The 15,074-nt window shown below is 74.1% G+C and carries 13 protein-coding genes and 1 pseudogene; 7 read left to right on the forward strand and 7 right to left on the reverse strand.

Annotation, left to right across the window (positions count from 1 at the left end):
- Positions 1 to 109: 109 nt before the first annotated feature.
- Positions 110 to 841, reverse strand: coding sequence for a VIT1/CCC1 transporter family protein (locus ACQEVM_RS26475; protein WP_433083059.1), 732 nt, complete (start codon positions 839 to 841; stop codon positions 110 to 112).
- Positions 842 to 1,099: 258 nt separating this feature from the next.
- Between ACQEVM_RS26475 and ACQEVM_RS26480 the strand changes: the two genes are divergently transcribed.
- The 7 genes from ACQEVM_RS26480 to ACQEVM_RS26510 all read left to right on the forward strand — a co-directional run bounded on the left by ACQEVM_RS26480 (position 1,100) and on the right by ACQEVM_RS26510 (position 9,313).
- On the forward strand, positions 1,100 to 2,086 hold the full coding sequence (locus ACQEVM_RS26480; protein ID WP_433083061.1) for an ADP-ribosylglycohydrolase family protein: 987 nt from the start codon (positions 1,100 to 1,102) through the stop codon (positions 2,084 to 2,086).
- Between the two features lie 146 nt (positions 2,087 to 2,232).
- Complete coding sequence (locus ACQEVM_RS26485; RefSeq protein ID WP_433085379.1) at positions 2,233 to 3,705, forward strand: ADP-ribosylglycohydrolase family protein; 1,473 nt, start codon at positions 2,233 to 2,235, stop codon at positions 3,703 to 3,705.
- The gene (locus ACQEVM_RS26490; RefSeq protein WP_433083063.1) at positions 3,702 to 4,856 is read left to right on the forward strand and encodes an ADP-ribosylglycohydrolase family protein; all 1,155 of its coding nucleotides are present in this window, start codon (positions 3,702 to 3,704) and stop codon (positions 4,854 to 4,856) included. The genes ACQEVM_RS26485 and ACQEVM_RS26490 overlap by 4 nt, the downstream gene beginning before the upstream one ends.
- Positions 4,853 to 6,265, forward strand: a complete 1,413-nt coding sequence (locus ACQEVM_RS26495; protein ID WP_433083065.1) for an ADP-ribosylglycohydrolase family protein — start codon at positions 4,853 to 4,855, stop codon at positions 6,263 to 6,265. The genes ACQEVM_RS26490 and ACQEVM_RS26495 overlap by 4 nt, the downstream gene beginning before the upstream one ends.
- Entirely contained in the window at positions 6,262 to 7,248 is a 987-nt protein-coding gene (gene rbsK / locus ACQEVM_RS26500) for a ribokinase (RefSeq protein WP_433083067.1), read from the forward strand. Before ACQEVM_RS26495 ends, rbsK begins: the two co-directional genes overlap by 4 nt.
- Complete coding sequence (locus tag ACQEVM_RS26505) at positions 7,245 to 8,501, forward strand: CaiB/BaiF CoA transferase family protein (protein WP_433083069.1); 1,257 nt, start codon at positions 7,245 to 7,247, stop codon at positions 8,499 to 8,501. Before rbsK ends, ACQEVM_RS26505 begins: the two co-directional genes overlap by 4 nt.
- Positions 8,498 to 9,313 (forward strand): HpcH/HpaI aldolase/citrate lyase family protein, encoded by an 816-nt coding sequence (locus tag ACQEVM_RS26510; RefSeq protein ID WP_267800828.1) that lies wholly within the window; start codon positions 8,498 to 8,500, stop codon positions 9,311 to 9,313. The genes ACQEVM_RS26505 and ACQEVM_RS26510 overlap by 4 nt, the downstream gene beginning before the upstream one ends.
- A gap of 109 nt (positions 9,314 to 9,422) precedes the next feature.
- On the opposite strand, the gene lgt is transcribed toward ACQEVM_RS26510, so the two are convergent.
- The 6 genes and pseudogenes from lgt to trpC form a co-directional block, all read right to left on the reverse strand.
- Positions 9,423 to 10,475, reverse strand: a complete 1,053-nt coding sequence (lgt, locus tag ACQEVM_RS26515; RefSeq protein WP_433083071.1) for a prolipoprotein diacylglyceryl transferase — start codon at positions 10,473 to 10,475, stop codon at positions 9,423 to 9,425.
- 334 nt (positions 10,476 to 10,809) lie between these two features.
- Positions 10,810 to 11,601 (reverse strand): annotated as a pseudogene (locus ACQEVM_RS26520) (DsbA family protein); the annotation flags it as partial.
- A 95-nt stretch (positions 11,602 to 11,696) separates the two neighbouring features.
- Positions 11,697 to 12,536, reverse strand: a complete 840-nt coding sequence (trpA, locus tag ACQEVM_RS26525; protein WP_433083073.1) for a tryptophan synthase subunit alpha — start codon at positions 12,534 to 12,536, stop codon at positions 11,697 to 11,699.
- Positions 12,533 to 13,807, reverse strand: a complete 1,275-nt coding sequence (trpB, locus tag ACQEVM_RS26530) for a tryptophan synthase subunit beta (RefSeq protein WP_433083075.1) — start codon at positions 13,805 to 13,807, stop codon at positions 12,533 to 12,535. The genes trpA and trpB overlap by 4 nt, the downstream gene beginning before the upstream one ends.
- A 192-nt stretch (positions 13,808 to 13,999) precedes the next feature.
- On the reverse strand, positions 14,000 to 14,209 hold the full coding sequence (gene trpM / locus ACQEVM_RS26535) for a tryptophan biosynthesis modulator TrpM (protein WP_433083077.1): 210 nt from the start codon (positions 14,207 to 14,209) through the stop codon (positions 14,000 to 14,002).
- Positions 14,210 to 14,216: 7 nt separating this feature from the next.
- Complete coding sequence (trpC, locus tag ACQEVM_RS26540) at positions 14,217 to 15,026, reverse strand: indole-3-glycerol phosphate synthase TrpC (RefSeq protein ID WP_433083079.1); 810 nt, start codon at positions 15,024 to 15,026, stop codon at positions 14,217 to 14,219.
- Positions 15,027 to 15,074 lie beyond the last annotated feature (48 nt).

Below are 15,074 nucleotides of genomic sequence, written 5' to 3' on the forward strand. Positions count from 1 at the left end.
GCACCATTGCCCGACGCCCTGTCCTGATGCCCCGCGGACACGGAATCGAAACCGCCGGGTAACGGACTACTTATGTTGTGTACCGCATAGTGTCTCACTCCCGCGGCGGTTAGCCTATGGCGCCGCCGATCCAGGTTCCCAGGATGTACGTCACACCCGCGGCCGCACCACCCAGGACGAGCTGCCGCAGTCCGCTGTACCACCAGGAGCGTGCGGTGACCCGGGCGACGACCGCACCACAGGCGAAGAGCCCGATCAGCGCCAGCAGGACGGCCGGCCACAGGGCGGTCGCGCCGAGCAGGTAGGGCAGTACGGGAAGCAGCGCGCCCAGCGCGAACGAGCCGAAGGACGACACGGCCGCGACCAGCGGCGACGGCAGGTCGTCGGGGTCGATGCCCAGCTCCTCGCGGGCGTGTATCTCCAGCGCCTGCTCGGGATCGCGGGACAGCTGCATCGCCACCTCGCGGGCCAGGGCGGGGGCGACGCCGCGCGAGACGTAGAGCTCGGCCAACTCCTCCATCTCGTCGATCGGGTGCTTGCGCAGTTGCTGACGCTCCACGTCGAGTTCCGCCAGGACCAGTTCGCGCTGCGAGGCGACCGAGGTGTACTCCCCCGCCGCCATCGAGAAGGCGCCGGCGGCCAGACCGGCGAGGCCGGTGATGACGATCGTCTGCGGCGCGACCGCGCCGCCCGCCACTCCGGTCATCAGGGCGATGTTGGAGACCAGTCCGTCCATCGCCCCGAACACGGCCGGCCGCAGCCATCCGCCGTTGACGTCACGGTGGGTGTGGTTGTCGCGGTGGGCGGTGTGCAGCGGCGCTTCGGTGTCGATGATGGACATGCGGTACATCTCCCCTTTTCCTGCGAATGGGCGCGCGAAGGCGACGCGCAGAGACCCACTCCCCCTGAACACCTCGAACCTACGCACGATTTTCGGTCTCCGCCGGCAAGGAAGGCCGTACTTACCTGCGGTTTCGTGGATCGGCGACCGGGTGACGAGAGCGTTCGGGTGGTGTTTCGCGGCAAGCGACAAACCACATGCCATGGCACAAATCCCCCAAGGGCTCATCATGAGTCCCATCAAGTGGAGAGGCGCGCCATGGAGCTGATTGCATGCAATCCGCAGGTCCTCCTCGAACGAGCCAGGGGCGCTCTTCTGGGGCTCGCGGTGGGTGACGCGCTGGGAGCCCCGGCGGAGAACATGAAGCCGTCGCAGATCCGGGCGAAGTGGGGTCGGATCGAGGGCTTCGTGTCCGAGGACCCGGCGGGCACGGACGACACCGAGTACGCGATCTTCTCGGGCCTGCTGCTGGCCCGGCACGGTTCCGCGCTGACCGTGGCCCACGTCGAGCGGGCGTGGCACCACTGGATCGCCGACCTGGACGAGGGCCCCTTCCGGGGGGCCGGCTTCTCGGAACGCGGCACGCTGGAGAACCTCCGCCGGGGACTCGCGGCCCCCATCTCGGCGCAGCACCGCCACGCCTGGTCCGACGGACTGGCCATGCGGGCCGCCCCGTTCGGCGTCTTCGCCGCGGGCCGGCCCGCCGAGGCCGCCCGGCTGGTGGCCATCGACGGCACCGTCAGCCACGACGGCGAGGGCATCTACGGGGGCCAGGCCGTCGCCGCGGGTGTCGCGGCGGCCATGGCCGGCGGCTCGCCCGCCTCCGTGGTCTCGGCGGCCCTGTCCGTCATCCCGTCCGACTCCTGGACGGCCCGCTCCCTGCGCCGGGCCGTCACCGCGGCCCCGCGCGGCGAACGGGCGGTGCGCTCGGCGGTGGTCATCGGCGGCTACCCGTGGACGGACCTGGCCCCCGAGGCGGTGGGGCTGGCGTTCGGCGCCTTCGCCGCCTGCCGCGGCGACTTCCCCGGCTCCGTCCTGACGGCCGTGAACATGGGCCGGGACGCCGACACCACGGCCGCCGTGGCGGGCGCCCTGGCCGGTGCCATGTCGGGCATCCCCTCCATCCCAGCCGACTGGGCGGCGGCGATCGGCCCGGTCCGGGGCAGCTGCCTCCCCTCGATGCGGGGCTACCACGTCCTGGACATCGCGGACCTCCTCACCCCGGAAGCCGAGACCCCCCGATGAGCCCTTCCCCCCACACCCCGGACTCGGCCGAACCCACCGCCGGGACGCACGGCCCCTCCGCCGCGGAACCGGGCCTCTTCCACCCGCTCGCCGGTCCGCCCCCGCGGGATCGGACCGCCGAGACCACACCGCCGCCCCCCGCCCCCGTGCCGATCTCCGCCCCCGCCCCCGTCCTCGCGCCCGTCTCCGTCTCCGTCCCGGGCTCCGTCCCCGTGTCCGTCTCCGTCCTCGTGCCCGTTCCCATCACGGGCTCCGTCCCCGCCCTCGTGCCCGTTCCCGTCCCGGGCTCCGCGACCTCGCCCTCGGGGCTCGGCGCTCCGCTCCCGCCGGGGACGGTCGCGGGCCGGGGCCCCCGGGGCGGACACCTCCCGGTCGAGGCGCCGCACCCGGGGCCGCGCACCACCGCCCTCGCCGGCCCGCCCCCCGCAGGAGCGCCCGGCACCGCCTCCACCCCGGTGGAGGCGGTGCCGGGCGGGCCGCGCCGCATCGAGGGGCTCCTCCTCGGTCTCGCCGCGGGCGACGCGGCCGGCTGGCCCGCCGCCCGGCACCGGGCCAGCCGGATGCCCGAGTGGACCCGCCGCCTCACCCGCGAGCTCGACACCTTCGCCGAGCAGAACGCCACCACCACGCTCCCCGTCCCGATCGCCCTCAACCAGCCCCCGGAACCGCTGCGACTCGGCCCGTCCGACGACGCCGAGTGGGCCGCCTTCGCCGCCGAGTCCGTGCTGACGGCCGCCGGGGTGCTGCTCAGCGACCTCAGCCGGTCCCGCCGGATGCGGGCGGCCATCGACCTGGCGTGGAACGCCCTGGCCTCCGAGGTCGCGGCGGCGGCCGAGCGCGCGCCCGAGGTCGAGTCGGCCGTACTGCCGCTGCGCGCCCGGATCTCCGTCCGCGCCGGGCTGGGCAACCTCGCCGCCGGCCTGCGCCCGCCCGCGACCGGCCACGACAACCCGCACTACTTCGACGACGCCGCCTGCGTCCGCGCCTGCGTCCTGGCCGTCGTCCACCCCGGCGATCCCCGCGCCGCGGCCGACCTCGCGGAGTTCGACGCCCGGTACACCCAGGACGGCGACGGGGTGCACGGCGCGCGCGCCATGGCCGCCGCCATCGCCACCGCCCTCGCCGGCGCGGACGTCGACGCCGCGGTGGACGCCGCCCTCGCACAGCTGCCCGCCTCCACCGAGATCGGCCGCAACGCCCGCCACGCCGTCGAACTCGCCCGCGCCGATCCGGACGGAGGCGCCTTCGCCATCGTCCCGCTGCTGGAACACCAGACCGTCGACCACGTGTACAGCTACGGAATCGCCGCCGCCGAAACCGTCCCGGTCGCCCTCGCCCTGGCCACCGCGGCCCGCGGCAAGGTCTCCGAGGCCGTCCCGGCGGCCGCCTGCCTCTCCCGCGTCGCCGACTCCGCCCCCGCCCTGGCCGGCGCCCTCGCCGGCGCCCTCGGGGGCGGCGACTCCCTCCCGCCCGCCTGGCGGGAGGCCTGCCGCACCCTGTCCGGCTGCGCACTGCCCCGCCTGGCCGGCACCGATCTCGTCGAACTCGCCGCGCTCCTCACCCGTACGGAGCTGACCTCCCCCAAAAACCCCAACCCCCAAGGGATGATTCGGACATGACGCACGCTCCCCTCTCCCTCGACGACCGCGTGGCCGGCTCCCTGATCGGCGCCGCCGTCGGCGACGCCCTGGGGGGTGCGGTGGAGGGTTGGTCCCCGGACCGGATCGTCGAGCGGCACGGCGGCCGGGTGCACGGCATCGTCGGCCCCTGGTACGAGGACTGGCGCACCGCCCGCCCCATCGCGCCGTACCACAAGGGCGACGGGCACGTCACCGACGACACCCTCATGACGCACGCGCTGGTCCGGGTCTACGAGAGCGTGCGGGACCACCTGGACGCGTACGCGGTCGCCGACCACCTCGTCCCGGACCTCATGACGAACCCCCGCTGGATCCCGGAACTCGAAGCCGAGGCCCTGCCCCTCCAGCGGATCTTCCTGGCCGAGAAGTGGATCGTCACCCGGATCCACTACGCCCACGCGGACCCCCGCGAGGCCGGCGCCGGCAACATCGTCAACTGTGGTGCCGCGATGTACATGGCCCCGGTCGGGCTCGTCAACGCGGGGCATCCCGCCGCCGCCTACGCGGAGGCGCTGGACGTCGCGGGCGCGCACCAGTCCTCGTACGGCAGGGAGGCGGCGGGCGTGTTCGCGGCCGCGGTGGCGGCGGCGTGCGCACCGGGCGCGAGCGCGACCTCGGTCGTCGAGACGGCCCTGTCGCTGGCGAAGGACGGCACCCGGGAGGCCATCGCGGCGGTGTGCGACGTGGCCGCGGGCCACCGGGACTTCGAGTCGGCGCTGGCCCCCCTGCGGGCGGCGGTGGCCCCGTACGACTCGGTGGGCCCGGACTACCGCGAGCCCTCGCTCGGCGCCCGACGGCCCTCGCGGCTGCACTCGATCGAGGAACTCCCCGTCGCGCTCGGCATGTTGCTGGTGGCCGACGGGAAGTACGAGGCATCCGTGCTCGGAGCGGTCAACTACGGCCGGGACTGCGACTCCATCGCCACCATGGCGGGGGCGCTCGCCGGCGCCCTGGGCGGCGAGGCCGTGGTCCCCGCCGGCTGGGCGAAGCAGGTGGCGGAGGCCAGCCGGCTGGACCTGCACGCGCCGGCGGCGGCGCTGGCGACGGTGGCCCGGGAGGTCTTCGACCGCGACCGGGAGCGGCGCCGCGCCCACGAGGCGGCCTTCGCCGAGATCGCGACGCCGCGGTGACCGGGACCGCGGCCCCGTGCGCGGTGCGCCTGACCTGGGTACAGCCGGAAGACCTGGTCGGGCACGAGTTCCGTCAGGCCGCGCAGGACGGGCGCGACGCGCGACCGCTGCTGCGCGGCTGGCTCGCCGCGGGGGGCCGCATGGCCCCGGTTCGAGCCGGGGCCTCCGCCACCCCCGCACCGCCGGAGCTGCGCGCCCTCGCCGGTCGTCTCCTGGCCGAACTCGCCGCCCTGCCCTCGCCACTGGCCGCCGACGAGCCGGGGGCCTGGCCCGCCATCCGCTCCACCTGGCCCCCGGCTCCCCCGCCGACCGGCCCCGCCGACCGCCCCGCGCCACCGCCGCCGGCGGCCCGACCCGACGTCGCCCGGCTGGAGGCCGCCTGGCTCGGGCGGGCCGCCGGGTGCCTGCTCGGCAAGCCCGTCGAGAAGCTCCCCCTGGACGGGATCCGGGCCCTGGCCCGCGCCACCGGCAACTGGCCGCTGTCCGACTGGTTCACCGCCCGCGGCGTCCCGCCGGAGCTGCTGGCCGCGCATCCCTGGAACCGCAGGTCCGCCCCGACCTCCCTCGCCGAGAACATCGACGGCATGCCCGAGGACGACGACCTCAACTACCCCCTGCTGAACCTGCTCCTGCTCCAGCGCCACGGCAGGTCGTTCACCACCGCCGACGTCGCGCGGCTCTGGCTCGACGAACTCCCCGCCGGCCGGACCTTCACCGCCGAGCGCGTCGCCTACCGCAACCTCCTCCAGGGGCTGGAGCCCCCCGCGTCCGCCACCCACCACAACCCGTTCCGCGAGTGGATCGGCGCCCTCATCCGGGCCGACGTCCACGGCTGGACCAACCCCGGCGACCCGGTGGCCGCCGCGGCCCAGGCCCACCGGGACGCCGCCCTCACCCACACCGGCAACGGGATCTACGCGGCCCTCTTCACCGCCGCCGCCATCGCGGAGGCGGCCGGCGGCCGGTGTGACGTGCACGGCGCGCTGCGGGCCGGGCTGGCCGTCGTACCACCCCGCTCGCGCCTGGCCGGGGCCGTCCGCCTCGGCATCGACACGGCGGGCCGGCACCGCGACTTCGACCGGGTCGTGGACGCCCTCCACGCCCGCTACGACCACCACCACTGGGTCCATTCCCTCCCGAACACGGCCCTGATCGCGGCGGCGCTCACCCACGCCGACGGCGACTTCACCCGGTCCGTCTGCAACGCCGTGTCCGGCGGCTGGGACACCGACTCCAACGGCGCCACCGCCGGTTCCCTCGCCGGGCTCCTCGCCGGATCGCCCGATCGGCTCCCGCGGCGTTGGACCGCGCCGCTGGGAAACCGTCTCGCGACCAGCGTGCCCGGTTTCGACGGCGTCGGCTTCGACACCCTCGCCCACCTCACCGCTCAGGAGGCAGCCCGCTCATGACGGCCATCGCCGTGCTCGGCAGTACGAACATGGATCTCGTCGCCTACGTCTCCAAGGCGCCGCGCCTCGGGGAGACCGTCACCGGCCGCGCGTTCCACACGGTCCCCGGCGGAAAGGGCGCCAACCAGGCCGTGGCCGCCGCCCGCCTCGGCGGCGAGGTGGTGATGATCGGCGCGGTCGGCGCGGACGAGTTCGGCGTACGGTTGCGCTCCGCTCTCGCCGCGGCCGGCGTGGAGACGGCCGCCCTGCGCACGGTGGAGGGGGCCAGCGGCACCGCGCACATCACCGTCGACGACGAGGGCGCGAACAGCATCGTCGTCATCCCCGGCGCCAATGCCCGCGTCACCGGGCTGGAGGTGGGCGACGACTCCCGGATCGGCTCCGCCGACTCCCTGCTCCTGCAACTCGAACTCCCCCTGGAAGCCGTGATCGCCGGGGCCCGCGCCGCCCGCGCCCACGGTGTCCGTACGATCCTCACCCCGGCGCCGGCCCGGCCCCTGCCCGCCGAACTCCTCGACGTCACCGACCTCCTGGTGCCCAACGAGCACGAGGCGGCGACCCTCACCGGGCTCACCGACCCGCACCGGGCCGCCGAGGCGCTCCTGCGCAGCGTGCCGCAGGTGGTGATCACCCTCGGTGCGGCCGGGGTGCTGTTCGCGGCGCGGGGGCGCGAGCCGCTGGCCATGCCGGCGCTCCGGGTGCGGGCCGTGGACACCACCGCCGCCGGGGACACCTTCGTCGGGGCGCTCGCCGTGGCCGTCGGGGAGGGCCGCCCGATGCCCGAGGCGCTGCGCTGGGCCTCGGCGGCGGCGGCGCTGTCCGTGCAACGGCCCGGCGCCCAGGACTCGATGCCGACCCGGACCGAGACCGACGCCTTCACCGCGACCGCACCCGACACCGCCCCGGAGCCCGTTCCGGGGCCCGGGAACGGGAACGGGAACGCCCCGTCGTCGGCCGGCCGAACCACCGGGAGCGCCTCGTGACCCGGACACCCCGCTCCGCACCCCCGCCCCCGCCCGCCACCACCCCCGGCCCGGACGCCGACCGGGCCGCCGGCCCCCTCGCCGGGCTGCGCGTCCTGGACCTGGCCACCCTCTTCGCCGGCCCGCTGGCGGCCACCCTCCTCGGGGACTTCGGCGCGGAGGTCGTCAAGGTCGAGCACCCGGTCCGCCCCGACCCCTCGCGCGGGCACGGTCCCGCCAAGGACGGGGTCGGCCTCTGGTGGAAGCTGCTCGGTCGCAACAAGCGGACGATGACCCTCGACCTGTCCACCCCCGGCGGGCGGGACACCCTGCTGCGCCTCGCCGCCGGCGCCGACGTGATCATCGAGAACTTCCGCCCCGGAACCCTGGAGAAGTGGGGCCTGGGCTGGCCGGAGCTGTCCGCCGCCAACCCCCGGCTGGTGCTGGCCCGCGTGACGGCCTTCGGCCAGCACGGCCCGTACGCCCACCGCCCCGGCTTCGGCACCCTCGCCGAGGCCATGAGCGGCTTCGCCTCGATCACCGGGGAACCGGACGGCCCGCCGACCCTGCCGCCGTTCGGGCTCGCCGACTCCGTCGCCGCGCTGACCACCGCGTACGCCGTGATGACGGCGTTGGCCGGCCGGGACCGCACCGGGCAGGGGCAGGTGGTGGACCTGGCCATCATCGAGCCGATCCTGACGGTGCTGGGCCCGCACCCACTCTGGTACGACCAGCTCGGTTTCGTCCAGCCGCGCACGGGCAACCGCTCCACCAACAACGCGCCCCGCAACACCTACCGCAGCGCGGACGGGCGTTGGCTGGCCGTGTCCACCTCGGCGCAGTCCATCGCGGAGCGCGTGATGCGGCTGGTCGGTCGACCGGAGTTGATCGCGGAGCCCTGGTTCGCGACGGGCTCCGGCCGGGCCGCCCACGCGGGGGTGCTCGACGAGGCGGTCGGCGGTTGGATCGCCCGGTACAAGGCGGAGGAGGTGGTCGCCGCGTTCGAGGACGCCCAGGCGGCGGTCGCGCTGGTCTACGACGTACGGGACGTCATGGCCGATCCGCAGTACGCCGCGCTCGACACGATCACCGAGGTGGAGGACCCGGAACTCGGGCCGCTCCGCATGCAGAACGTGCTCTTCCGGCTGTCCGGCACCCCGGGTGCCATCCGCTGGGCGGGCCGCCCCCACGGCGCGGACACCGAGGCCGTCCTCACCGAACTCGGCCTGACCGAGGCCGAGATCACCGCACTCGCGAAGGACGGAGTCCTGTGATCCTCACCTGGCTGTACGCTCCCGGCGACCGCCCCGAGGTGGTCTGGAAGGCCCTGCACTCGGGGGCCGACTCGGTCATCGTCGACCTGGAGGACGGGGTCTCGGCCTCCCGCAAGGAGTACGCGCGGGCCGCGACGGCCGAACTGCTCGCCGACCGGCCGCCGGTGCCCGTGCAGGTCCGGGTCAACGCCCTGGACTCGCCCTGGGCCGGCGCCGACCTCAGCGCCCTGACCGGGCTCCGGGGGCTGTCGGCGCTGCGGCTCCCGAAGATCGCCGCCCCCGAGCAGATCACCGCCGTCGCGAACCGCACCGGCGGCGTGGCGCTGTACGCGCTGCTGGAATCGGCCCTGGGCGTGGAACGGGCGTACGAGATCGCGCGCGCCCACCCGGCCCTGCACGGCCTCTCCCTCGGCGAGGCGGACCTGCGGGCCGACCTGAACGTCAGTGCCGAGGCGGGCCTGGACTGGCCGCGCTCACGGGTGGTGGTCGCGGCGCGGGCCGCGGGTCTGGTCGCGCCCGCGCAGTCGGTGTTCCCCGACATCCGGAACCTGGAGGCGCTGGCCGTCTCCTGCGCGCGCGGCCGGGCCCTCGGGTTCCTGGGCCGGGCCGCGATCCATCCGCGCCAGCTCCCGGTGATCGAACGGGCCTACGTGCCCGGCCCGGAAGAGGTCAGCGCCGCCGAGGAGATCGTCACCGCCGCCCGGGCCACCCCGGGCGCGCTGGCCCTCCCCGACGGCCGGTTCGTGGACCCTGCCGTGGTCGCGGCGGCCCACCGCACCCTGACCCTCTCCCGCCGCGGCGACCGGGTCTAGGCCGTCTCTTCCGGATCTTGCCTGACCCGCGCCGCCCGGCAACGCAGTGGGGTGCCGCGCTGAGCGCGGCACCCCACTGCGTCGATCACGGACCCTCGGTCCGGACCGGTCAGACCTTCTTGGCCTCGGAGGCCGTCCCGGAAGCCGTGCCGGGGGCCGACTCCGCGTCCGCCCGCTCGGCGTCCTCCGGTGCGGCGGTCTTCGGCTCGGCGTCCTTCGGTGCGGTGTCCTTCGGCGCGTCCTCGGCCTTGACGAGGCTCGGCGTCTTGTCCCCGGCCTCGACCTTCGCCTGCGCGTCCTTCGCGTCGGCGTCGGTGTCCACGGTCTTCGGGTCACCGGCGGCGGGACCGCGGTCCGGCTCCACGATCTCCTCGCGGCCCGGCCGCAGCCTCGCGGACAGCACCAGGTAGACCACGGCCAGCAGGAAGACCACGATCGCGGTCCAGACGTTCAGCCGCAGACCGAGGATGTGGTGCGCCTCGTCGACCCGCATGTACTCGATCCAGCTGCGGCCGACGCAGTACGCGGCCACGTACAGGGCGAAGGCCCGACCGTGTCCGAGCTTGAAGCGGCGGTCGGCCCAGATCACCAGGACGGCGACGCCGACGCACCACAGGGACTCGTACAGGAAGGTGGGGTGGTAGGTCCCCGCGACCCGGTTCGGGCCCTCGCTGATCTTCACCGCCCACGGCAGGTCGGTGGCGCGGCCGTAGAGCTCCTGGTTGAACCAGTTGCCCCAGCGTCCGAAGGCCTGGGCCAGCGCGATGCCGGGGGCCAGGGCGTCGGCCCAGGCGGGCAGCGGGATGCCGCGGAGTCGACAGCCGATCCAGGCGCCCACGGCGCCGAGCGCGATGGCGCCCCAGATGCCGAGGCCGCCTTCCCAGATCTTGAAGGCGTCGACCCAGTTGCGGCCCTCGCCGAAGTAGAGCTGGTAGTCGGTGATGACGTGGTAGAGGCGACCGCCGACAAGGCCGAATGGCACCGCCCACACGGCGATGTCCGCGACCGTGCCCGGCTTTCCGCCGCGCGCGATCCAGCGCCTGTTGCCGAGCCAGACGGCGACGAAGACGCCGATGATGATGCAGAACGCGTAGCCGCGGAGCGGGATCGGTCCGAGATGGATCACGCCGGTCGACGGGCTGGGGATATAGGCAAGTTCCATGGCAGGACCGACGCTACCCTGCCGGGCGGTGCAGACCGCAACCCGCCCGGCAACCTCGGCTGAATCGATACAGGGACGCCACACCGTCCCCGGTGGCCTCTCAGTCCTCGCCCGCCCCCCGGGAGACGGAAGCGGAACCGGCTGAACCGGCCTGGCTCCCCGCCGTCGAGCCCGATCGCGACGAGGAGCCGGTCGAGGAGGAGCCGTTCGAGGAGGAGCCGGACGACGTCGACGACGACAGCCCGGACGAAGAAGAGGACGACGAGGAGGAGGACGAGGCCTTCGACCCGTTCTTGCCCGTCCCGGAGGCCTTCGGGCTCGGGGCGGCCGACCCGCCCTTCGCCTTGGCCTCCACCTGCTCCTTGAGCTTCTGCGGGGTCAGCGGGTTCGCCTGGTCGGCGAAGATGTCCTTCCCGTCGAGGAGGATCGTCGGGGTGCCCCGGAACTTCCCGGCGCGGAAGGCCTCCTGCGACTTGCCGACCCAGGAGTTGTGCGTGCCCTTCTCGACGCAGGCGCGGAACTCGGGGGTGTCGAGCCCCTCCACCTTCCCGGCCAGCTCCAGCAGCTTGGCGTTCTTGCCGTAGGCGTCGTCGACCTCCTCGGGCTGGTTCTGGAAGAGGACGTCGTGGTAGGCGGGGAACTTCCCGGCGTCCTGGGCGCACGCGGCCGCGTTGGCGGCCTTGAGGGAGCCGGTGCCGCTCATGTTCCCGTCGATCAGCGTGACCAGGTGGTAGTCGACCTTGAGCTGCCCCTTCGCCTCCAGCTCGTGGACGGTGGCACGGTAGTTGTCCTCGAAGGCCTTGCAGGCCGGGCAGCGGAAGTCCTCCCAGACGGTCAGGGTGGACGTGGCCGCGTCCTTGCCCGTCCGGATCGCGAGCGCGTCCTTGCCCACGGCCCCGGACGGGGCGACCACCGCGCCCTTGGCGGAGTCGCCCGATTTCCCGGTGTTGGCCGCGATCAGGCCGACGACGGCGGCCAGACCGAGTACGCCGACCACCGCCGCCGACACGATCAGGGTCCGTCGGCGCTTGTCCCGGGTCTTCTGCCGCTCGCGCTCCACGAGGAGTCGCTCCCGGGCCGATCGTTTCGTCGCATCGCGGTTCGCACCGTCGTTCTTGTCGCTCACGTTCGGCCAAACGAAGCGGGGAGGCACTCTCGTGCCTCCCCGCTCCCACTTCCACCCGATCGGGCTACAGAACCCCGCTCGGGGCCCGTCCGACGTCAGGACCTGCGTACGCCTTCCGCAAGCTCGGCCGCCAGCGCCCGCACCCCGGCGAGCCCGCTGTGCGGGTCCGGCGCGTCCAGCAGCACCTTCACGAAGGCCGAGCCGACGATCACCCCGTCGGCGAAGGCGGCGACCTCCTTCGCCTGGGCGGCGTTGGAGACGCCCAGGCCCACGCAGACCGGGAGGCCGCGCCGGGCGCCGGGAGTGGCGCGGGTCCGCTCGACGAGGGCCTGCGCCTCGTTGCCGACGGACTCGCGGGTGCCGGTGACGCCCATCAGGGAGGCCGCGTAGACGAAGCCCGTGCCGGCCTCGGTGATGGTGGCCAGGCGGGCGTCCCGGCTGCTGGGTGCCACGACGAAGACGGTCGCCAGACCGTGCTTGGCCGCGTGCTCGCGCCACAGCGCGGACTCCTGGACCGGCAGGTCGGGCAGGATGCAGCCCGCGCCGCCCGCCGCGGCGAGTTCGGAGGTGAACCGCTCGACGCCGTAGCGGTCGATGGGGTTCCAGTACGTCATCACCAGGATCGGGACCCCGGTGGCCTCGTGGGCCTCGCGCACGGTCCGCATCACGTCGGCGATCTTGACTCCGCCGCGCAGGGCGATGTCGTCGGCGGTCTGGATGACCGGGCCGTCCAGGACCGGGTCGCTGTGCGGCAGGCCGATCTCGACGACGTCCGCGCCGCCCGCGATGACGGCCTTGACCGCCTCGATGCCGCCGTCGACGGTCGGGAAGCCGGCCGGGAGGTAGGCGACGAGGGCGGCGCGGTCCTCGGACTTCGCCTTCGCGAGGGTGGCGGTCAGCAGTTCGATGTTGCCGGTGCCGTGCGTGGCGCTCACTTGTCGTCCCCCTGGGAGAACTCGTTCTCGGCGACTTCGCCGTCGGTGTCGTACAGGTCGAAGTACCGCGCGGCGGTGTCCATGTCCTTGTCGCCGCGACCGGACAGGTTGACGACGATCAGGCCGTCCGGGCCCAGTTCCCGGCCCAGGTCGAGGGCGCCCGCGAGGGCGTGCGCGGACTCGATCGCCGGGATGATGCCCTCCGTGCGGGAGAGCAGCCGAAGGGCCTGCATCGCGGCGTCGTCGGTGACCGCCCGGTACTCGCCGCGGCCGGTGTCCTTGAGGTAGGAGTGCTCCGGGCCGATGCCGGGGTAGTCCAGGCCCGCCGAGATCGAGTACGGCTCGGTGATCTGGCCCTCCTCGTCCTGGAGGACGTAGGAGCGGGAGCCGTGCAGGATGCCGGGCTCGCCCGCGGTGAGCGTGGCGGCGTGCTCACCGGTCTCGACGCCGTGTCCGGCGGGCTCGAAGCCGACCAGGCGGACGCCGGCGTCGGGGATGAAGGCGTGGAACAGCCCGATGGCGTTGGAGCCGCCGCCGACGCAGGCCGCGACGGCGTCGGGCAGCCGTCCGACGCGCTCCAGGATCTGGCGGCGGGCCTCGACGCCGATGACCCGGTGGAAGTCGCGGACCATCGCGGGGAAGGGGTGGGGGCCGGCGACCGTGCCGAAGAGGTAGTGGGTGCGGTCGACGTTGGCGACCCAGTCGCGGAAGGCCTCGTTGATGGCGTCCTTGAGGGTCCGGGAGCCGGACTTCACCGCGATGACCTCGGCGCCCAGCATGCGCATCCGGGCCACGTTGAGGGCCTGGCGCTGGGTGTCGATCTCACCCATGTAGATGGTGCAGTCGAGGCCGAAGAGGGCGCAGGCGGTGGCGGTGGCCACGCCGTGCTGGCCGGCTCCGGTCTCGGCGATGACGCGGGTCTTGCCCATGCGCTTGGTGAGGAGCGCCTGACCCAGCACGTTGTTGATCTTGTGCGAGCCGGTGTGGTTGAGGTCCTCGCGCTTGAGGAAGATCCGCGCGCCGCCCGCGTGCTCGGCGAACCGGGACACCTCGGTGAGGGAGCTGGGCCGACCGGTGTAGTTGACCATGAGTTCGTCGAGCTCGGCCGCGAAGGCCGGGTCGCCCTTGGCCTTCTCGTACTCGACGGCGACCTCGTCCACGGCGGCGACGAGGGCCTCCGGGATGAACTTGCCGCCGAAGTCGCCGAAGTAGCCCTCGGCGTTGGGGACGTGACCCTCGGGGTCTGGGATGAAGAACGAGCTGGTGGACATGGTCACTACTCCTACGGGGTGCGACGGGAGGACTTCACCGTATTGCGCCGCCTGCCCGTACCTCGCGCACCCCGCTGGGGGATGTGGAGGGTACGGACGGAGCGACCCGCGCCCGGAGCCGGCGGCTCGGGACGGCGGGCCGTACGGGACCACCCGGCGGGTACGCGGGGTACCGGACGGGCGTGGTCTTCGTTACGGCGCCGAGGCGCCGCGCCATCGCATCCCGTTGACCTGGCCCGGCTCGGAACCGATCACGTAGCGCACCCGTCGCCCGTGCACGCGCCGGGCCGGGGCGCGGCAGCCGCGGGGGCGGCAGCCGCGCGCCAGCGGCGCGTGCGTCGTCGGCACGCCGGCCGGGCCGGGGCCCGGTCGGGTGCGGACGAAGGAGCGGATGGGCGGCACGGGAGGGTCAGCTCCGCCCGTGGCGCAGGGCGGGGTGGGCGCCGGCGGCGACGAGGTCGGCCACGGCCGCCTTCGGGTCGCGTCCGGTGACCAGGGACTCCCCGACGAGGACCGCGTCGGCGCCCTCGTTGGCGTAGGCGATCAGGTCGTGGGGTCCGCGGATGCCGGACTCGGCGATCTTCACGATGTGGTCGGGGATCTCCTGGACGACGCGCTCGAAGGTGGAGCGGTCGACCTTGAGGTCCTTGAGGTTGCGCGCGTTGACACCGATGATCTTGGCTCCGGCGGCGACGGCGCGCTCGACCTCCTCCTCGTCGTGGACCTCGACGAGCGGGGTCAGACCGATGGTCTGGGCACGCTCGATGAGGGAGACCAGGGCCTCCTGTTCCAGGGCCGCGACGATCAGCAGGACGAGGTCGGCGCCGTAGGCGCGGGCCTCCCAGAGCTGGTACGCCGTGACGATGAAGTCCTTGCGCAGGATCGGGATGTCCACCTTGGCGCGGACGGCCTCCAGGTCGGCCAGCGAGCCGCCGAAACGGCGCTGTTCGGTGAGGACGGAGATGACCGCCGCACCGCCCGCCTCGTAGTCGGCGGCGAGCGCGGCCGGATCGGCGATGGCGGCCAGCGCGCCCTTGGACGGGCTGGAGCGCTTGACCTCGCAGATCACCTTGACGCTGTCGCCGCGCAGGGCGGCGACACCGTCCTTGGCCTGGGGCGCCTTGGCGGCACGCTCCTTGAGCTCGTCGAGGCTCACGCGGGCCTGCCGTTCGGCAAGGTCTTCGCGGACCCCTTCGATGATCTCGTCGAGCACACTCACGCGAGCGGCCCCCTTCCGGGTCGATGACGGTCGGCCGCCTCGCAGACA

This window comes from Streptomyces sp. CA-243310 (assembly GCF_050936775.1).
GTDB lineage: Bacteria > Actinomycetota > Actinomycetes > Streptomycetales > Streptomycetaceae > Streptomyces.